This is a genomic window from Nocardioides taihuensis (assembly GCF_042657275.1).
In the GTDB taxonomy this organism is placed as follows: domain Bacteria; phylum Actinomycetota; class Actinomycetes; order Propionibacteriales; family Nocardioidaceae; genus Nocardioides; species Nocardioides taihuensis.
The window spans coordinates 1-17804 of record NZ_JBHSKD010000018.1 but is presented as its reverse complement, the minus strand read 5'-3'; the positions used below and the strand labels follow the sequence as shown (position 1 = coordinate 17804).

The following is a 17804-nucleotide window of genomic DNA, read 5'->3' as shown; positions in this document are numbered from 1 at the left end:
GACGGGGCTGCTTCGTCGCGAGGAGGCTCTGGCATGAAGACACCGGTGGAACACGCGCCCAGGCCCTTCGAGGACTACGAGGGCGTGCGGCAGGGGTTCTCGTGGGACGACGTGCGGGCGCGCCTTCCGGGGCTGCCCGGCGGCCGCGGGCTCAACATCGCGCACGTCGCCGTGGACCGGCACGTCGCCGAGGGCCACGGCGACCGGGTCGCCCTGCGGTGCCTCGGCGAGGACGGCTCCGTCGCGGACCTCACCTACGCCGGGCTGGCCGAGCAGACCAGCCGGTTCGCCCACGTGCTCGACGACCTCGGCGTGCGCCCGGGCGAGCGGGTGATGACCCTGCTCGGCCGGCAGCCCGAGCAGTACGTCGCCACACTCGGCACCCTCAAGCACCGCGCGGTCACCGCGCCGCTGTTCTCCTCGTTCGGTCCCGAGCCGATCCGTGACCGGCTGCGCCTCGGCGACGCCCGGGTGCTGGTCACCACCCGCCAGCTCTACAAGCGCAAGGTGGCCCAGCTCCGCGACTCCCTGCCGGGCCTCGAGCACGTGCTCGTCGTCGGCGGCGAGCCGCCGCCCGGCACGCTCGACCTGCAGGCCGCGCTGGACGCCGCCCCGCCGTCGTACGAGATCGGGGAGACCGACCCCGAGGACATGGCGCTGCTCCACTTCACCAGCGGCACGACGGGCAAGCCCAAGGGCGCCGTGCACGTGCACGCGGCCGTCGCCGCGCACCACGCCACCTCGGCCTTCGCGCTCGACCTGCACGAGGGCGACGTGTTCTGGTGCACCGCCGACCCCGGGTGGGTGACCGGCACGTCGTACGGCATCATCGCGCCGCTCACCCACGGTGCGACGCTGATCAGCTACGGCGGGGAGTTCGACGCGCAGGCCTGGTACCGCCTCCTCGAGGAGCAGCGCGTCAACGTCTGGTACACGGCGCCGACCGCGCTGCGGATGCTCGTGAAGTACGGCGTGGACCTGCCCCGTCAGCACGACCTCTCCGCGCTGCGGCACATCGCGAGCGTCGGCGAGGCGCTCAACCCCGAGGTGGTCGTCTGGGGCCGCGAGGCCTACGGCCTCACCGTGCACGACAACTGGTGGCAGACCGAGACCGGCGCGATCATGATCAGCAACTACCCCGGCATGGAGGTCCGGCCCGGGTCGATGGGCCGGCCGATGCCGGGTGTCGAGGCGACCGCGCTGGTGCGCGGGGCCGACGGACGCGCTGCCGTCGTGGACGGCGAAGCAAGGCCGGCGGCGACCGGCGAGATCGGCGAGATCGCACTGCGACCGGGCTGGCCGTCGATGTTCCGCGGCTACCTCGACGACGACGAGCGCTACGCGGCCTGCTTCAAGGGCGGCTGGTACTGCTCGGGCGACGTGGCGCGGGTCGACGAGGACGGCTACTTCTGGTTCGTCGGCCGCGCCGACGACGTGATCAAGTCCGCCGGCCACCTGGTCGGCCCGTTCGAGGTCGAGACGGCGCTGATGGAGCACCCGTCGGTCCTCGAGTCGGGCGTGATCGGCAAGCCCGACCCCGTCGCCGGCGAGCTGGTCAAGGCCTTCGTGACGCTCAAGCCCGGGTACGAGCCGACCGAGGAGCTGCGCATGGACCTGCTGGCCTTCGGACGCCGCCGCCTCGGTGGGCTGGCCCCGAAGGAGATCACCTTCGACCAGCACCTTCCGCACACCAGCAGCGGCAAGGTCATGCGCCGCCTGCTCAAGGCCCGTGAGCTCGGCCTGCCCGAGGGCGACGTCTCGACGCTGGAGGGGTCGTCATGAGCGCCGCGCGCCGAGCCCGCGTCGCCGACGACCCGGTCCGCAAGCACCGGCTCGAGCTGCTCCGCACCATGGTGACGATCCGTCGCTTCGAGGAGCGGTGCGCCGAGCTCTACAGCGCCACCCGGATCCGCGGGTTCCTGCACCTCTACGTCGGGGAGGAGGCCGTCGCCACCGGCGTCCTCGCCACGCTGGGGAGCGACGACAAGGTCGTGTCGACCTACCGCGAGCACGGCCACGCCCTGGCCCGCGGCGTCCCGATGGACGCGGTGATGGCGGAGATGTTCGGCCGCCAGAGCGGCTGCAGCCGCGGCCGCGGCGGCTCCATGCACCTGTTCCACAAGCCGAGCGGGCTGGTCGGCGGCAACGCGATCGTCGGCGGCGGCATCCCGCTCGCGGTCGGCCTCGCCCTCGCCGACAAGCTGCGCGGCCGCGACGGTGTCACCGTCTGCTTCTTCGGCGACGGCGCCGCAGCCGAGGGGGAGTTCCACGAGTCGCTCAACCTGGCCGCGCTGTGGCACCTGCCGGTGCTCTTCTGCTGCGAGAACAACCGCTACGCGATGGGCACCGCGATCACCACGGAGCACGCGCGCACCGACCTGGCGCTGCGGGCCGCCTCGTACGGCCTGGTGGCAGCGCCGGTCGACGGCATGGACGTGCTCGCGGTCGAGGAGGCGGCCCGTCGTGCCGTCGCGGGCATCCGCGCCGGCGGCGGCCCGCACTTCCTCGAGCTCGACACCTACCGGTTCCGGGCGCACTCGATGTACGACCCGGACCGCTACCGCGACAAGGCCGAGATCTCCTCGTGGAAGGAGCACGACCCGATCGGGGCGCTGGTGGCGACGATGGAGGCCGCCGGCCAGCTGACGGAGAAGGACCTCGAGGCGATCCGCGCCGAGGTCGACCAGCAGATCGACCGCGCGGTCGAGGTGGCCGAGGCCGGCCCGCTGGAGCCGGTCGAGGACCTGACGCGCTTCGTCTACTCCGAGAGGAGCGCGACATGACCGCCGTGGCCACGCAGGAGACGACGTACCGCGAGGCCCTGCGCGAGGCGTTGCGGGAGGCGTTGCGCGAGGACGACCGGGTGTTCCTCATGGGCGAGGACGTCGGCGCCTACGGCGGCTGCTTCGCCGTGAGCCTCGGGCTGCTCGAGGAGTTCGGCCCCGAGCGCATCCGCGACACGCCGCTCTCGGAGTCGGCGTTCGTCGGCGCCGGCATCGGCGCCGCGCTCGCGGGCATGCGACCCGTGGTCGAGGTGATGACCGTCAACTTCAGCCTGCTCGCCCTCGACCAGATCATGAACAACGCCGCGTCGCTGCTGCACATGTCCGGCGGCCAGTACAACGTGCCGCTGGTGATCCGCATGACCACCGGCGCGGGTCGACAGCTGGCGGCGCAGCACTCGCACAGCCTGGAGGGCTGGTTCGCCCACATCCCGGGGATCCGCGTGCTGGCCCCGGCGACGCTCGAGGACGCGCGCGGCATGCTCGCCCCCGCCCTGCGCGACCCCGACCCCGTGCTGATCTTCGAGCACGGGTCGCTCTACGCGGCGAAGGGCACCCTGCCCGAGCCGCTCGAGCCCGTCGACCTCGACCACGCCGCCGTGCGGCGCCCCGGGACCGACGTCTCGCTGATCACCTACGGCGGCACGCTCGCCCGCACGCTCGACGCCGCGTCGGCGCTGGAGGCCGAGCACGGGGTGTCCGCGGAGGTCATCGACCTGCGGACGCTGCGCCCGCTCGACGACGCCACGATCATCGACTCCGTACGACGCACCCACCGCGCCGTCGTCGTCGACGAGGGGTGGCGCAGCGGCAGCATCTCGGCGGAGATCAGCGCCCGGATCACCGAGCAGGCCTTCTTCGAGCTCGACGCCCCGGTGCAGCGCGTGTGCACCGCCGAGGTCCCCATCCCCTACGCCAAGCACCTCGAGGAGGCCGCCCTGCCCCAGCCGGAGCAGGTGGTGGCCGCCGTGCTCGAGACCCTGGGGTGAGCCGTGCCGGACTTCACGATGCCGTCACTGGGCGCCGACATGGACGAGGGCACGCTCCTCGAGTGGTTGGTCGCGCCAGGTGACACGGTGCACCGCGGCGACGTCGTGGCCGTGGTCGACACGGCGAAGGCGGCCGTCGAGGTCGAGTCCTTCGTCGAGGGCGTGATCGAGCAGCTCCTCGTCGAGCCGGGGACGACCGTCCCCGTCGGGCAGCCACTGGCCCGGCTCGGGGACGGCGCGGCCGTCGCGGCCGGCGCGGAGGAAGCGCCCGAGAAGACCGTTGAGCCGGCACCCGAACCTGCCGTCGCGGCACCGGAGCCCGTCGTCACGGCACCGGAGCCCCTCGTCACGGCACCGGCCGTCGCCGCTCCCGACCTGCGGCCACCCGCCGTCCACTCCCCCCTCGTGCGGCGCGACGCCGAGCGGCTCGGCGTCGACCTCGCGCGGGTGGCCGGGAGCGGTCCGGGCGGCGCCATCACCCGCGACGACCTCCAGCGTGCCGCCGCCCACCCGGCGCCCGCCCCGGCGCGCGAGGGCGTCCGGGTGCGGGCCACACCCCAGGCCCGGCGGCTCGCCGCGGAGCTCGGCGTCGACCTGGTGGCGCTGGCGACGACCTCCGAGCCGGTGCGCGCTGCCGACGTCCGCGCCGCCGCGTCCGCAGGCACACCCACCGGCCCGCCCGCCAGCCCGCCTGCCAGTCCACCGGCGCCGGCGGCGGCCGCGTCCGTGACGGCCTCGTCGACCCCGGCCGGACCCGACGCGATGCGGTCCACCATCGCCCGCCTGATGGCCCGGTCGAAGCGCGAGATCCCCCACTACTACCTGTCGACCACCGTCGACCTCGCACCGGCCCTCACCTGGATGCAGGAGCAGAACCGGCAGGCCGCGATCGAGGACCGGCTGGTGCCCGCGGCCCTGCTGCTCAAGGCGACGGCACTGGCCGTGCAGGCCGCCCCGGCCCTCAACGGCTACTGGGTCGACGGCGCGTTCCAGCCGGCAGCCGAGGTCCACCTCGGCATCGCGATCTCCCTGCGCCGTGGGGGGCTGGTCGCGCCCGCCCTCCACGATGCCGCGCACCTGCCCCTGGTCGAGCTGATGCGACAGATGCGCGACCTGGTGACCCGCGCCCGGGCGGGCCGGCTCCGCGGCTCCGAGCTCACCGACGCGACCATCACCGTCACCAACCTCGGCGACCAGGGCGTCGAGGCCGTGCACGGGGTGATCTACCCGCCGCAGGTGGCGCTGGTCGGCTTCGGACGCGTCGTGGAGCGTCCCTGGGCGGTCGACGGCCTGCTCGGCGTCCGCCCCGTCACCACCCTGACCCTCGCCGGTGACCACCGCGCGACCGACGGCTTCACCGGCGCGCGCCTGCTCGCCGACATCGACGACCGCCTGCACCACCCGGAGGAGCTATGACCGACACCGCCCTGACCCCCGAGGCCGCACGGGCCGCCGTCGCGACCGCGATCCTGCGGATCGTCCCCGACGCTGACCTCGACGACCTCGACGACGACGCGCGGCTGCGCTCGGAGCTGGAGCTCGACTCCCTCGACTTCTTGTCGTTCGTCGAGCTGCTCAGCAGCGCGACCGGCGTGCGGATCGACGAGGCCGACTACCCGGCGCTCGCGTCGACCGCGAGCTGCATCGAGTTCCTGACCTCCCGGGCGCCGGCACGCTGACGCTGCCGGGGAAGTCGACCGCGCGGGGTACTCGACACGCGGGCACGCGCGAGCAACAATGGCCTCGCTTGGCTGAACAGTCAGTCAAGGGTCACAGCGATGCAGGAGCCTGCCGGCTCGCCTGTGAGGAGACGTGGCGATGAGCTTCGACCAGTGGGACCCGGACCATCGTCGGCCCCGACCGCCGCGATCACGTCGACCACGACCGGCGCTGCCCCCGCTGGGCCGCCCCCTCGACCGCCGCCAGGTGCTGCGTGGCGGGCTGTGGCTCGGCGTCGGGCTCGGCGCGGCACCCCTGCTCGCGGCGTGCAACAACGGGTCGCCCCAGGTGCAGGGGGGCGAGGCGCCGTACCCGCTGGCCCGGCCCGACTCCCCGGTCACGCTCCCGATCAAGGACTCCAACCCCGCGATCGCCGACGGCCTGGAGCCCGAGACCGGTGGCGCGTTCAAGATCCTGAACTACGACCAGTACATGGCGCCGGGCGTGATGAAGGACTTCGGCGACCAGCACGGCGTCGAGGTGCAGGTGACGCCGTACACCAACTACGACGAGATGCTCGCCAAGATCCGCGCGCCCGGTGAGTCCTTCGACCTCGTCTTCCCGGGGCCGAGCGTGCTCAGCAAGATGGTCTACGCCGACCTGCTCCAGCCGCTCAACCACAGCTACGTGCCCCACCTGGAGAACGTCTGGGAGGAGTACCAGGACCCCTGGTACGACCGGGAGGCCCGCTACACGGTGCCGTACACGATCTACACCACCGGCGTGCTCTACCGCGCCGACGTGGTCACGAGCGTGCCCGACAACGGCTACGACCTGATGTGGGACGACGCGTACGCCGGCAAGGTCTACCTCCTCGACGACCCGGGCGAGGCCATCGGCATGTCGCTGCTGCGCAACGGCATCACCGACGACATCAACACCAGCGACCCGGCCGAGGTGCAGGCGGCCACCGACTCGCTCATCGAGCTGATCGACCTGGTCAACATCAAGGCGAACGTCAACGCCTACTCCGAGGTGCCCGAGGGGACGGCGACCATCCACCAGGCCTGGTCGGGCGACGCCATCGCCGGCCAGTACTACCTGCCGAAGGGCGAGACCCCCGACGTGCTGGCGTACTGGCGGCCCGAGGACCCGTCGCAGCGCGTCGTCGGCAACGACGTCATCGCCATCCCGAAGAGCGCGACCAAGCCGGTCCTCGCCCACCTCATGATCAACGACCTGCTCGACAACGAGATCGGGCTGAGGAACTTCGGGTGGAACGGCTACCAGCCCCCGCTCACCAAGCTCTCCGCGGAGTACCTGGTCGACCAGGGCTACATCCCGTCGAACCTGATGAGCTCCGTGGTGGTGCCCGAGGACTTCGACACCGGCCTCACCTTCTACGAGGTGAGCCCCAGCACCGAGGCGCTGTGGCGCCAGAACTGGTCGAGGTTCAAGTCAGGTGGCTGACCGGCAGCCGACCCACGAGCGCGCGACGCGGCGCCTGTGGCCGGCCCTCGCACTCCCGGGCACCGTCTGGCTGATCGCCCTCTTCGTCGTGCCGACGTACGCCGTGATGGCGGTCGCGTTCAGCGGCTACATCAACGTCTTCGGCGAGCCGATCCCCGCCTGGAACCCGCTCGACTGGCAGTTCACCACCTTCCTCGACGTGCTCTCCGAGTCGATCTCGGGCACCTACCGCGAGGTGTGGATCCGCACCGGTCTCTACACGATCGTCTCGCTGGCCATCTGCGTCGTCGTCGGCTACCCGGTGGCCTACTACACCGCCCGCCTCGCCGGGAAGCGCCGCGGGCTGGTGCTGGCGCTGATCCTGGCGCCGTGGTGGATCAACTACATCACCCGGATGCTGGCGTGGATCAACATGCTGCAGGACGACGGCTACGTGAACCGGATCATCGGCGTGGTCGGCATCGACCCGGTCAACTGGCTGGCGGGCAACGCCTACACGGTCGTGCTGGCGCTGGCCTACGGCTACCTGCCGTTCTTCATCATCCCGCTCTTCGCCTCCATCGACCGGATCGACCAGCGGCTGCTGGAGGCCTCGCGCGACCTCGGCGTCGGGATGGTGCGCACCTTCCTGCACGTCACCCTGCCGCTGTCGAAGCTGGGCCTGATCACCGCGATGGTGATCACCGCGCTGCCGATGGCCGGCGACTACTACACCAACACGCTGGTCTCGGGCTCGCCGAAGACCAACATGATCGGCAACCAGATCGAGCTCTTCCTGCTGCAGGGGCCCCTCAAGAACTACGGCGCCTCGCTGGTGCTGCTGCTCTCGCTGGTCCTGCTGTTCTTCATGGCCTACTACCTGGTCCTCACCCAGCGCGCGAGCAAGGACGCCACCCGGTGACCGCGACCGACGTACGACGCGACGCGTCCGCCGCTCCCCGCCCGAGCACCCGCCGGCGGGTCCCGCCGTGGCGCAACCCTTGGCGCAAGCCCTACGTGCTCGCGACCCTGACCTGGGCGTACATCCTCTGGTCGCTGCTCCCCGTGCTGGTCGCCGTGCAGTTCTCCTTCAACGACGGCCGGTCGCGCAGCACCTGGCAGGGCTTCTCCACCCAGTGGTACTGCTGCGCCGAGGGCTCGATCGGCGAGGACCAGAGCCTGCTCCAGTCGCTTCAGAACAGCCTCACCCTCGGCCTGCTGACGGTCCTCGTCGCCACCCCGCTGGGCGTGATGCTCGCGATGGGGCTCACCCGCTGGCGCTCGCGCAGCAGCAAGGTGGCCAACGGCATCGCGATGATCCCGCTGGTGACGCCCGAGATCGTGGTCGGCTCGGCGCTCTACCTGGTGATGGTGAACCTCTACACGTTCGTGCCGCTCGGCCTCCCAGCCATGCTGCTCGGCCACGTCACCTTCTCGGTCTCCTACGTCGTGGTCATCGTGCGCTCCCGGCTGCTGGCGATCGGCCGCGACTACGAGGAGGCCAGCCAGGACCTCGGCGCCAGCCCCCTGCAGGCGATCCGTACCGTGCTGGTCCCGCTGCTCATGCCCTCGATCTTCGCCTCGGCGATGATCGTCTTCGCCACCTCGCTCGACGACTTCGTGGTCAGCCAGTTCCTCTTCGGCGACGCGGCCAACGCGACCGTCCCGATCAAGCTCTACAACGCGGTCCGATCCTCCCCCACGCCCGCGCTCAACGCGCTGGCCACGCTGCTGCTGGTGGCCTCGTTCCTCGCGCTGCTGCTCGCGTACGTCGGGTTGCGCGCGCGCCGCCGGGGCAGCGACCGGTCGGCGCTGGAGGACCTCGCCGACTACGGCTGAGCCGGCGCGACGGGCTCCGGCGCGGCGAGGTCGGACGACCGCAGGAACCGGTCGACCGTGATCTGCAGCGCCACCCGTGACGGGTTCGGCCTCGGGGTCCGGTAGCGCGCGGCGTACCGCTCCTCCGCACGACGGACCGACGCGGCGTCCGTCCTCACCTCGGCCGTGCCCTCGATGGTCGACCACCTCCGGCCGTCCACCTGGCAGGCCGCGACCCTGGGGTCGGCGGCGACGTGGACGGCCTTCAGCGAGCTGCTGGACGTGATGACCCAGGCACACCGCTCCTCGAGATCGAGCGCCACGCCGACCGGGGTCACGTGGGGCCGGCCGTCGACGCGCAGCGTGGTCAGGGTGCACAGGTGTCGCTCGCTCCAGAACTGCAGGAGCGGTGCCGGGAAGTCGTCCCAGCGCGGTTGCCACGAAGCCACGGCACGATCGTCGCACGCCGACCGGCGTCGCGCGGGTGGGCCTGCGCGCCCCGGGGTCAGGCGTCGACGGCGACCGGCTCGGCCTCGGCTGCCGGCCGGGCCGAGGGCGCCAGCACCCGCAGCGCCTCGCGCGGGAGCCGGACGGTCACCGGCTGACCGGTCGTGAAGACGTCGCGGCCGACGCGGTTGGTGCTCACCGACTGCAGCACCGTGTCGTGCGGCAGACGGACCTTCACCTGGGTCGTCGAGCCGAGGAAGACGGCGTTCTCGACCATGCCGGGCAGGCAGTTGTCGCCGGTGCGTCCGGCCTCGTCCAGCTCGACGCACTCCGGTCGGATCACCGCGCGCCGCGCGCCGTCCTCGGCGCCGTCGGGGGCCTGCGCCTCGAGGGTGAACTCGCCGTAGCGCACCGTGCGCGTCGCGCCGCCGCCCGGCAGGCACTCGACGTCGAGCAGGTTGGCGACGCCGAGGAAGTCGGCGACGAACTCGGTCCGGGGCTCCTGGTAGACCTCGCGGGGGGTGCCGAGCTGCACGATCCGGCCGCCGTCCATGACGGCGAGCCGGTTGGACATCTCCAGCGCCTCCTCCTGGTCGTGGGTGACGAAGACGAAGGTGATCCCGACCTCGCGCTGCAGCGCGGTCAGCTCGGCGCGCAGCGAGTGGCGCAGCTTCGCGTCGAGGGCCCCGAGCGGCTCGTCGAGGAGCAGCACCGAGGGCTCGAGGACCAGCGCCCGGGCCAGGGCCACGCGCTGCTGCTGCCCGCCGGACATCTGGTGCGGCCGACGCTCGGCGTACTCGCTGAGGCGCACCATCTCGAGCGCGCGGGCGACCCTGACCGCCTTCTCCTGCTTGTCGACGTCCTTGCGCCAGCGCAGGCCGTAGGCGACGTTCTTCTGCACGTCGAGGTGGGGGAAGAGGGCGTAGCTCTGGAAGACCGTGTTGACCGGCCGCTTGTGGGGCGGGCTCTGGGCCACGTCGACCCCGTCGATGAGGATCTGGCCGTCGGTGGGCTGCTCGAAGCCGCCGAGCATCCGCAGCGTCGTGGTCTTGCCGCAGCCCGACGGGCCGAGCAGCGTGAAGAACTCGCCGCCCTCGATCTCGAGGTCGATGCCGTCGACGGCGACCACGCCGTCGAACTCCTTGCGCAGGCCGACGATCGAGATCGACCCGCCACCGGCGCGGGGGGCGGCATCACCTCGGGGCATGCGCCGAGTTTAGACAGCAGGACGGCCGTTGGACAGGCCGTGACTGAACAAACAGTCAGCCCTGCGCCGAGGAGCGGACGCGCGGGTCGTGGCCCGTCACGGGGAGCACGGTCCTCTGGCCGTCGGAGGGCGCCACCACGACGTGCTCGGCGCCGAAGAGGTGGGCGAGGGACAGGCCGCCGGCGACGGCCTGCTCCAGCTCCCGGTAGGTCATCGGGAAGGGCCGCCGTCCGCCCGACCGGTTGCGCCAGGCACCGGTCGCGGGGTCGACGAAGGTGTAGACGGTGCTCAGGGCGCTGCCTCCGTTCGGTGGTCACGACGCCCGGCCGAGGCTGGCACCGGTCGGGTGACGATCGGCACACCCGCAGGGGTGAGGACCGGTGCCGCGGCAGTTGCACACGCTGTCCCCCGGTTACGTGCGGCCCCGGGGGGCACCAGAGCCCACGACGTCCCACGGCCGCGGGTGTGGGTCGTCGAGGTCTCCCGGCTCAAGACCGAGGGCCGGGGGACCGCCCCGCCGGGTCAGCCCGTCGGACCGAACCGCTCCACCCGGATGTCGCCGGCCGGCACGCCGAGGTCGAGCAGCAGCGCCTCGGCGTACGCCGCGAACCGGGCCGAGCCGCAGACGTAGGCGCGCTCGACGCCCTCGAGCAGGGGCGTGATCTCCGCGCGCGTCGGGGCGCCGGCCGGTCGGGTGTCGGTGTCGCGCCGGGTGTACGCGACGACCGCGCCGGCGCGGGTGAGCTCCGCGCGGTAGGGCAGGTCGTCGGGGCCGCGGGCCACCGCCACCACCCGCAGCAGGTCGCGACGGTCGAGGCGGGCGGCGGTGCGCAGCATGGAGACGGCGGGCACGACGCCCGTGCCGCCGACGAGGCAGAGCGCCGGCGTCGTGGTGTCCCAGGTGAACCACCGCCCGATCGGACCACGCATCTCCAGCACGTCCTCGACCTCGACGACGTCGGAGAGGAAGGAGGAGACCTCGCCGTCGGGCAGCCGCTCGACCAGGAGCTCGACCAGCGGGTCGGCGTCGTCGCTGGCGACGGAGTAGGAGCGCTGCGCGGTGTAGCCGTCGGGCGCGCGCAGGCGCAGCAGGTAGTGCTGGCCGGGCCGGTGCCGGATCCGGCCCTCCACCTGCAGGCGCAGCCGCACGGTGCGGTCGGTGGGCAGGTCCTTCTCGACGACGGTGCCGGTGGTCCACGCGGTCTCGACGGGGCGCACGTCCTCGATCGACATCCGCTCCTCCTCAGTCACCCTGGTAGCGCTGCTCGAGCCAGGGGTCGCCGCGGTCGTGGTAGCCGTTCTGCTCCCAGAAGCCCGGGCGGTCGTGGGCCATCACCTCGAGCCGGGACACCCACTTCGCGGACTTCCAGAAGTAGAGGTGAGGCACCAGCAGCCGCACCGGTCCCCCGTGGTCCTGCGGGAGCGGCTCGCCGCCGTACTCCCACACCAGCCAGGCCTTGCCGTCCACCAGGTCGGACAGCGGCAGGTTGGTGGTGTAGCCGGTGCTCGCGTGCGCCATCACGTACGCCGCGTCGCCGGTCGGGCGGGCCGCCTCGAGCAGGAGGTCCACGCTCACGCCGCGGAACGCGACGTCGAGCTTGGACCACGTCGTCACGCAGTGGATGTCGCCGACGTACGACGAGCGGGGCAGCTCGTGGAGCTGGTCCCACGTCCACGTCGTCGGCTGCTCCACGAGCCCGTCCACGGTGACGCTCCACCGCTCCGGGTCGATCCGCGGCGTGGCCTCCGCGGTGAGGACCGGCCAGCTCGCGCCGGTGTCGTACTGGCCCGGCGGCAGCCTGCCCTCCGGGTTCCTCCGCCGACCCACGAACCCTCGGGTGACGCTCATGCAGCTCCTCCTGACCGCGAGCGGGGCGCGCCGGGGTGGCCACGGGCGGCCGCGCGCGGAGCCATTCTCCCCGACGGTGCCTCGCGGTGTCGCCCGACGTCAGGAGGCCGCCGCCGGCACCGGTGGTCGGGCGCTGCTACGCCGGCTGCCCCGCGTCGTCGACCCACGCGGTGTGGGCGGACTCGCTCTGGTCGGGCGTGGAGAGACCGAGGAGCGTGCTCGGCGACTGGGTGTTGTGGTCGTCCGCCGCCTGCTCCATCAGCCGCGCCGCGAGGCCGGCCTCGGTGTCGCTGGGGACGACGAGCAGCCGGAGCCGCCGACCCGACAGCACCTTGACCATCATCACGTGGGTGTCGTCGCTCGGGAACGAGCCGACCTTCACCGGGCCGCGCTCGGCCTGGATCCGGCGCATGCTCGGGGAGCCGCTGACGGCGTCCCAGTCGGGACGGGAGAACAGCAGCCGCTCGACCCGGCCGACCGCTGCCGGGAAGTGGTCGACGAGGTCGGCGGCCTCGCGCTGGAGGTCGCGCGACTGGGGCCACCAGGCCCCGTCGAGCGGACCGTCGTGGACGTTGGCGTCGACCCGGATGCGCAGCGCGACACGCGCGACTTCGGGCGACGGTGATGTGGGACCTGGCGGTGACGTCGTCATGACGCCCAACCTTCCGATCTGCCCCCACGGACTCGACGAGTCCGGTTCGGCAGGTGATTGATTCCCACCGTACCCCGGCCGTGCGGCAGGGCCCCCTTCTCGAGAGGCCCCGCCGACGCGACTACTTGCCGGGGCCGATCAGCTGGTAGTGGAAGACCGAACCGGCGGGGATGCTCTCGTTGCCGGACGCGCAGACGACGAGGTTGGCGATCGCGCCGCCCTGGCTGGTCTCGCTGATCATCGTCGGCAGCACCACGCCGCTGTTGGACAGGACGGGCCCACCGTCGGCATCGGTCACGTGACCGACCACCAGAGACCCGATCACTCCCGGGGGCGCGGGGTTGTAGAGGTCCAGGAACGTCTGGCGGCACTCGCCGGCCGGGATCGCGAGCGGCTGCGACGTGGTGGCGGTCTGGGCGTGGTCCTTGCCGCCGAGGTCGATGAGGCGCAGGCCGAAGTTCCTCACCTTGGACGACGTGACGGCGCCGCCGTCCAGCTTGGGCGTCGTCACCGCCCCCGAGGCGAGGTGCCGGGTGTGCACCTCACCGGCACGGAGGGTGGACAGCGCATACGCGCCGCTGGAGGTGGCGATCACCAGCGCCAGCAGGGAGATGAAGAGACTGGGCGTGAGGTGGCGCGACAGGGTGCGGAACCTGGTCATGGTGACTCCTCGGGCTGGGATGACGTCTCGCCACCCTGCCCCTCGCAGGCCGCCGGGCGCCACGACCGCACGCCGTCGCTAGACCAGGGGCCCACCACCGGGCGCTCGCCACCCATGTCGGTGGTGGACTCGACCACCGCGGCGCCGCGACCCGCCCGGCGTAGGGTTCGGTCACCCACCTCGAAGGGAGCCCCATGAGCGCGCACGAGCCGGCCGAGGCGAGCCGCCTCTTCGAACGCCTCTTCGCGGCAGGGGACCTCGACGGCCTGATGGCGCTCTACGAGGACGACGCGGTGTTCCCGACGCCTCACGGGACGTCGACCGGGCAGGCCGCGATCCGCGCGACCCTCCAGGCCTACCTCGACTCGGGTGCGGAGCTGACGTTCGGGGAAACGCTGGTGTTCCAAGCGGGCGACCTGGCCCTGATGCACACCCCCTGGACCATGAAGATGCCGGACGGTTCGAGCCCGGAGGGGGCGACTGCCGAGGTCGTCCGACGCCAGGGCGACGGCAGCTGGAAGTACGTCATCGACAATCCCGACGGTTCCGCGCTGCTCGGGCACCACTGACGCGACCGGGACTGCCGCCTGAGCGGGATGCCATGCCGCCATCTGAACTGCGGTTGAGCGTGCCATGGCCCGCGCAGGTCGACGTCCATGTCCCGCACCTATGTCCCGCACCGGCGGGCCAGGACGTCCTGATCCCGGTTGGCGCGGGAGCCGCTGAGCCACCGGGACATGGCGCATCGCGCTCATGCTCGGGGAATGCCTGCTTCGTACAGTCGAAGGGCAGCAGGAGGAGTTCCCTGCGCACCCTCGAGGCGGATGTGAGTCGCGACGGCTCCATGGTGCTCGCACGGGCCGAGGCTGACGGGTTGGAGGTCGGGTGATGACCGCTCGTCGACCTCGTGCGAGGGAGAGGATCGCCTGGTCGCGTGTGGCCAGAGCGAAAGTGTTGCGCCGTGGCCTACGTGGGGCCGGGGCAAGGCGGAGCGCCGCCGCCGCAGCCGCCGCGGTCAGCCTGAGTGGCGGTGGAGCGTCCATGGCTGCGGCGCACCCGGCGGACGTGACTGCGGCGGTCGAGGTGTCCACGGGTGGTGTGGCTTCGTTTGCGGAGTGTCAGCCTCGCACCCGCCCGAGTCGGCCATCCAACCTCGTGGGCGTCGGGCGGGCGCCTGTTCTTCACCGCGGACGACGGCGTCCATGGTGGTGCGCTGTGGAGGTCGGACGGCACCCGTGGCGGCACGGTGCTGGTCAAGGATCTTGCCTCGTCCCACAGTTACGACCCGGCGCTGGAGTCCCCGACGGACGTGGGCGGCACGTTGTTCTTCGGCGCCGACGAGACCACCAACCGTCCCATCATCGACCCAGCTGTGGAAGTCGGACGGCACCCGGGCGGGCACCGTCATGGTGAAGGACATCAGCCGACGCGACGGCTCCTTCGGCAGGCCGTATGAGCTGACCGACGTGGGCGGGGCCCTGTTCTTCTATCGTGACGACGGTCCGCACGGGCCCGAGGTCTGGACTTCGGATGGCACGCGTGCGGGCACGGTCCTGGTGAAGGACATCGACCCCGAGGGCACGCACTACGACTCCTACTACACCCGGGCGAAGTCGCTGACGGCTGCAGGAGGAGCGCTGTTCTTCACCGTCGACGACGGCACGCACGGTCGGGAGCTGTGGACCTCGGACGGCACCCGGGCCGGCACTGTGCTGGTCAAGGACATCAGCCCCGAAACTCGCTCGTGCCCGCTGCAACGAGCGGGGCATTCCCCGCCGTGGGAGGAGAGCCCGGACCGTTCGGCTGGTACCTGAGCGGTTGTGCGACCGTCCTCCGCTCAAGATCTCGCCACCGGCGCGGTCGACGATCGCCACCGTGACGTGGACGGGATCGTCGCTCGTCAGCAAGTCGTGTGCGAGAGCGATGCCGCGTTGGCGATGCCCCCCAGGACGCCCTCGAGCTCGACGCGGACCCCAGAGATGGCTCCCATGCCTGGGCAGAAGCGTCTGGTCGGGGGCGGGGGGCGCGTGAGCGGGCCGGGGGTGGCTGGCAAGGCGAGACCCCTCCCCTCGCGCGGTGTCTGCGCTGGTGGGACGAGGTGGGTGCCTGGTGGAGCTGGGGGGATTCGAACCCCTGACCCTCTCATTGCGAAGGCTTCCCCGGCCTCGACCACCTCGTCCTGCCCCGTGTAGCCGCCAAATGCATGGGCTGGCTGCCTGCTGATCGGCGTCCGGGGTGCGCGCGGGGTGCCCCCCGGGGGGAAGGCAGACCACCGTCGTCGACCCGATAGCCAGCGCTCCTGCCCGGTGTCGGCCGGGGTCAGGGGTGGCCGGAGGCCATCGCGGAGCGGCGCTCTGCGCCTTTGACGCCGGCCGGCGCCGGGACACGATTTCCGTCGGGTCGACGACATCCATCCGGTCGCGCAGCAGCTGCTCGAGGTGGGGTGCGCGAAGACGGCGCGCCAGCGCCGCCTGCAGCGCGGGGGCCCCGCCGCGCGCGCCGAAGGCGCGCCTTGAACCAGTAAGGAAAGTCGTAACCGATCGCGAGTCGGATCGGAGCGAACCGGATCGGACAGCGAATCGGATCCGTGCGTTCCGACGGTTGATGCACGACACTTATCCGTCAGCTGATCCGCGACACTGCCCGCCCTTGAAGCTTCCGCTCATGCCGACGAGCGGATGTCCCTGCGCGAGGCGGAAGTTGCGATGATCGTGCTCGTGAACGAAGTGACGATCGTGCAGGTCGACGAACGCGACAGCCGCTGGGAGGAGAACCATCCGCGCTATCGGGTGTACCTGTTCGGCAGTGCAGATGAGACCACTGCCGGTTGGACTGACACCTACGACGTGACCGGTGCCGACGTTCTCCAGGTGATCGACTGGGCGCAGCGGCAGGCCGGTGACTCGCTCACCTACGCGGTCGCACTCGTCTACGACGCGGTGCCTGAACAGATCAGCCCGGGACCCGGGCGTGGCCTGGTGTGGCTGGTCGGCATGGACGGGAACGATCAACCCACCTGGCCTGGAGAGCGCGAAGTTCAGCAACGCATGCTTGCCCGGCGGCGCGAACCGGTCTCCGTGTCATTGGTGGACCGAATGCCTCCAGACGTTCCGGACCCGTACGGCGGTGGCACGAGGACGCGTTGATACAGACCTGTTCTGCCCATCCGGTCTTGCCGCGTTGTGCGCGGTCGTGCCGTTCAGCGTGAACTCCGAGGACGGCCATGTGACACCCTCTCCGAGTGGCTTTCGATGCATCAAGAGTCCCCGGAGGCGACGTCGCCTCCTTCGGACGTGAGTGTCGTCAACGCGCTGTGGACGCGGTCCTAGAGAACGACTGGCGCGGAGGCCACGACTGGACCAAGTCCTGGGTGGGCTGGGGTGGGGGTGCATGGCTCCCGGATGCCTGGCTCTTGTATGCGACGTCTGCACTCCTCAAAGGGGAGCCGAAGAACGCCATTCACAGCCTCGATGTCGGACTCCAAACCTGGATTGAAGGCCCGGTTGACCGTGCAGTGCTCACCTGGTGCCGAGGCGCGCTGGTCTGGCGGCTCCTGAAGGACCCGAAGACTGCGCTGCTCGATCTCGAAGCGGCCTCAGGTCAGGTTCCCAGTTGGCTCGCGACAGACGTGCCCTCCCGCCTCAAGGCCTGCCACCAAGATGCCGCCGCCAGCCGCAAGCGCGTTCCGTCGGTGAAACCTCGGCCAGACTTCGCCGCTCCTGCGACCGGAAGGGACTTCGTCGCACCACCGGTCGGTGGACACGTGGATGGGGCATGCCCCCCGTTCTGGGACAAGATCGCGAGCAACTTCGCGGCTCCGTGACGCACGCACATGCCGCGGAGCGGATGGCGGCATAGCGTTCCGCTCATGCCGCAGGTTGTGCGCGGTCCTGCCGATGAGCGGTCGCGGTCCAGCCCTACGATGGTGAGCGTGGGGACATTCAGTTTCGAGATTCGGGACGCTTCCGACCCGATGGACGGGTACGAGGGTGACGTCACCTTGGCTGGCGTTCGAGTCGACCAAGGCGGTGACGATCTGGCGCTGGGTGACGCTCTTGTCGTGCCTGTCCTGGGTGGCCGCACGGCGCGAGCGACCGTCGTGGAGCTCCCGCTCACTTCCTTCACCGACCGAGACGTACGGGCCATCTCGGTGGTCGGCGTGAAGGCCGCAGATGTGGCGATCGGTGGCTTGGCTGAGCGGGCCACCTCCTGATCCGACGGCACGCTCATGCCGCTGGTTGCGCCCTGTCCTGCCGATGAGCGCTCGAGTCCTCAGAGGCGCAGATGCGC

General features: G+C 71.5%; 20 protein-coding genes. 13 read left to right on the top strand and 7 right to left on the bottom strand.

Annotated elements, in window-relative coordinates; all coding sequences use genetic code 11:
* The first annotated feature begins 33 nt into the window (after nt 1-33).
* The 8 genes from acsA to ACFPGP_RS13945 all read left to right on the top strand — a co-directional run bounded on the left by acsA (nt 34) and on the right by ACFPGP_RS13945 (nt 8719).
* Nucleotides 34-1782 carry an acetate--CoA ligase gene (acsA, locus tag ACFPGP_RS13980; protein WP_378591115.1) on the top strand — a complete coding sequence of 583 codons (1749 nt, stop codon included), beginning with the start codon at nt 34-36 and terminating at the stop codon, nt 1780-1782.
* Nucleotides 1779-2783, top strand: a complete 1005-nt coding sequence (gene pdhA, locus ACFPGP_RS13975) for a pyruvate dehydrogenase (acetyl-transferring) E1 component subunit alpha (protein ID WP_378591113.1) — start codon at nt 1779-1781, stop codon at nt 2781-2783. The genes acsA and pdhA overlap by 4 nt, the downstream gene beginning before the upstream one ends.
* Nucleotides 2780-3772 carry an alpha-ketoacid dehydrogenase subunit beta gene (locus tag ACFPGP_RS13970; protein ID WP_378591110.1) on the top strand — a complete coding sequence of 331 codons (993 nt, stop codon included), beginning with the start codon at nt 2780-2782 and terminating at the stop codon, nt 3770-3772. The genes pdhA and ACFPGP_RS13970 overlap by 4 nt, the downstream gene beginning before the upstream one ends.
* 3 nt (nt 3773-3775) lie before the next feature.
* A complete protein-coding gene (locus ACFPGP_RS13965; RefSeq protein WP_378591108.1) occupies nt 3776-5188 on the top strand; it encodes a dihydrolipoamide acetyltransferase family protein in 1413 nt (470 codons plus the stop codon).
* Nucleotides 5185-5451: a phosphopantetheine-binding protein gene (locus ACFPGP_RS13960; RefSeq protein WP_378591106.1), complete on the top strand. Its 267-nt coding sequence runs from the start codon at nt 5185-5187 to the stop codon at nt 5449-5451. The genes ACFPGP_RS13965 and ACFPGP_RS13960 overlap by 4 nt, the downstream gene beginning before the upstream one ends.
* 139 nt (nt 5452-5590) lie before the next feature.
* Entirely contained in the window at nt 5591-6901 is a 1311-nt protein-coding gene (locus ACFPGP_RS13955) for a polyamine ABC transporter substrate-binding protein (protein ID WP_378591104.1), read from the top strand.
* Nucleotides 6894-7802, top strand: coding sequence for an ABC transporter permease (locus tag ACFPGP_RS13950; protein WP_378591102.1), 909 nt, complete (start codon nt 6894-6896; stop codon nt 7800-7802). The genes ACFPGP_RS13955 and ACFPGP_RS13950 overlap by 8 nt, the downstream gene beginning before the upstream one ends.
* Nucleotides 7799-8719 carry an ABC transporter permease gene (locus tag ACFPGP_RS13945; RefSeq protein ID WP_378591100.1) on the top strand — a complete coding sequence of 307 codons (921 nt, stop codon included), beginning with the start codon at nt 7799-7801 and terminating at the stop codon, nt 8717-8719. Before ACFPGP_RS13950 ends, ACFPGP_RS13945 begins: the two co-directional genes overlap by 4 nt.
* On the opposite strand, the gene ACFPGP_RS13940 is transcribed toward ACFPGP_RS13945, so the two are convergent.
* The 7 genes from ACFPGP_RS13940 to ACFPGP_RS13910 form a co-directional block, all read right to left on the bottom strand.
* Nucleotides 8710-9147, bottom strand: coding sequence for a pyridoxamine 5'-phosphate oxidase family protein (locus tag ACFPGP_RS13940; RefSeq protein ID WP_378591098.1), 438 nt, complete (start codon nt 9145-9147; stop codon nt 8710-8712). The genes ACFPGP_RS13945 and ACFPGP_RS13940 overlap by 10 nt on opposite strands.
* A gap of 56 nt (nt 9148-9203) precedes the next feature.
* Complete coding sequence (locus ACFPGP_RS13935) at nt 9204-10352, bottom strand: ABC transporter ATP-binding protein (protein WP_378591096.1); 1149 nt, start codon at nt 10350-10352, stop codon at nt 9204-9206.
* A gap of 55 nt (nt 10353-10407) precedes the next feature.
* Nucleotides 10408-10566: a hypothetical protein gene (locus ACFPGP_RS13930; RefSeq protein WP_378591094.1), complete on the bottom strand. Its 159-nt coding sequence runs from the start codon at nt 10564-10566 to the stop codon at nt 10408-10410.
* Nucleotides 10567-10874: 308 nt separating this feature from the next.
* The gene (locus ACFPGP_RS13925) at nt 10875-11585 is read right to left on the bottom strand and encodes an FAD-binding oxidoreductase (protein WP_378591092.1); all 711 of its coding nucleotides are present in this window, start codon (nt 11583-11585) and stop codon (nt 10875-10877) included.
* A gap of 10 nt (nt 11586-11595) precedes the next feature.
* Entirely contained in the window at nt 11596-12201 is a 606-nt protein-coding gene (locus ACFPGP_RS13920) for a sulfite oxidase-like oxidoreductase (protein ID WP_378591091.1), read from the bottom strand.
* A 136-nt stretch (nt 12202-12337) separates the two neighbouring features.
* Entirely contained in the window at nt 12338-12853 is a 516-nt protein-coding gene (locus ACFPGP_RS13915; RefSeq protein WP_378591089.1) for a DUF5994 family protein, read from the bottom strand.
* Between the two features lie 121 nt (nt 12854-12974).
* Nucleotides 12975-13514, bottom strand: a complete 540-nt coding sequence (locus tag ACFPGP_RS13910; RefSeq protein ID WP_378591087.1) for a hypothetical protein — start codon at nt 13512-13514, stop codon at nt 12975-12977.
* A gap of 194 nt (nt 13515-13708) precedes the next feature.
* Between ACFPGP_RS13910 and ACFPGP_RS13905 the strand changes: the two genes are divergently transcribed.
* The 5 genes from ACFPGP_RS13905 to ACFPGP_RS13885 all read left to right on the top strand — a co-directional run bounded on the left by ACFPGP_RS13905 (nt 13709) and on the right by ACFPGP_RS13885 (nt 17727).
* Nucleotides 13709-14083 (top strand): YybH family protein, encoded by a 375-nt coding sequence (locus ACFPGP_RS13905; RefSeq protein ID WP_378591084.1) that lies wholly within the window; start codon nt 13709-13711, stop codon nt 14081-14083.
* A gap of 837 nt (nt 14084-14920) precedes the next feature.
* The gene (locus ACFPGP_RS13900) at nt 14921-15328 is read left to right on the top strand and encodes an ELWxxDGT repeat protein (RefSeq protein ID WP_378591082.1); all 408 of its coding nucleotides are present in this window, start codon (nt 14921-14923) and stop codon (nt 15326-15328) included.
* Between the two features lie 864 nt (nt 15329-16192).
* Entirely contained in the window at nt 16193-16660 is a 468-nt protein-coding gene (locus ACFPGP_RS13895) for a hypothetical protein (protein WP_378591080.1), read from the top strand.
* Between the two features lie 95 nt (nt 16661-16755).
* Entirely contained in the window at nt 16756-17337 is a 582-nt protein-coding gene (locus ACFPGP_RS13890) for a hypothetical protein (RefSeq protein WP_378591078.1), read from the top strand.
* Between the two features lie 45 nt (nt 17338-17382).
* Nucleotides 17383-17727 (top strand): hypothetical protein, encoded by a 345-nt coding sequence (locus tag ACFPGP_RS13885; protein WP_378591076.1) that lies wholly within the window; start codon nt 17383-17385, stop codon nt 17725-17727.
* The last annotated feature ends 77 nt before the right edge of the window (nt 17728-17804 follow it).

Bases quoted from the DNA above. Each gene is read 5' to 3' on its own strand.
- acsA (WP_378591115.1), top strand. From the start codon at position 34: ATGAAGACACCGGTGGAACACGCGCCCAGGCCCTTCGAGGACTACGAG.
- pdhA (WP_378591113.1), top strand. From the start codon at position 1,779: ATGAGCGCCGCGCGCCGAGCCCGCGTCGCCGACGACCCGGTCCGCAAG.
- ACFPGP_RS13970 (WP_378591110.1), top strand. From the start codon at position 2,780: ATGACCGCCGTGGCCACGCAGGAGACGACGTACCGCGAGGCCCTGCGC.
- ACFPGP_RS13960 (WP_378591106.1), top strand. From the start codon at position 5,185: ATGACCGACACCGCCCTGACCCCCGAGGCCGCACGGGCCGCCGTCGCG.
- ACFPGP_RS13955 (WP_378591104.1), top strand. From the start codon at position 5,591: ATGAGCTTCGACCAGTGGGACCCGGACCATCGTCGGCCCCGACCGCCG.
- ACFPGP_RS13935 (WP_378591096.1), bottom strand. From the start codon at position 10,352: ATGCCCCGAGGTGATGCCGCCCCCCGCGCCGGTGGCGGGTCGATCTCG.
- ACFPGP_RS13930 (WP_378591094.1), bottom strand. From the start codon at position 10,566: ATGACCTACCGGGAGCTGGAGCAGGCCGTCGCCGGCGGCCTGTCCCTC.
- ACFPGP_RS13925 (WP_378591092.1), bottom strand. From the start codon at position 11,585: ATGTCGATCGAGGACGTGCGCCCCGTCGAGACCGCGTGGACCACCGGC.
- ACFPGP_RS13920 (WP_378591091.1), bottom strand. From the start codon at position 12,201: ATGAGCGTCACCCGAGGGTTCGTGGGTCGGCGGAGGAACCCGGAGGGC.
- ACFPGP_RS13915 (WP_378591089.1), bottom strand. From the start codon at position 12,853: ATGACGACGTCACCGCCAGGTCCCACATCACCGTCGCCCGAAGTCGCG.
- ACFPGP_RS13910 (WP_378591087.1), bottom strand. From the start codon at position 13,514: ATGACCAGGTTCCGCACCCTGTCGCGCCACCTCACGCCCAGTCTCTTC.
- ACFPGP_RS13905 (WP_378591084.1), top strand. From the start codon at position 13,709: ATGAGCGCGCACGAGCCGGCCGAGGCGAGCCGCCTCTTCGAACGCCTC.
- ACFPGP_RS13900 (WP_378591082.1), top strand. From the start codon at position 14,921: ATGGTGAAGGACATCAGCCGACGCGACGGCTCCTTCGGCAGGCCGTAT.
- ACFPGP_RS13895 (WP_378591080.1), top strand. From the start codon at position 16,193: ATGTCCCTGCGCGAGGCGGAAGTTGCGATGATCGTGCTCGTGAACGAA.
- ACFPGP_RS13885 (WP_378591076.1), top strand. From the start codon at position 17,383: ATGCCGCAGGTTGTGCGCGGTCCTGCCGATGAGCGGTCGCGGTCCAGC.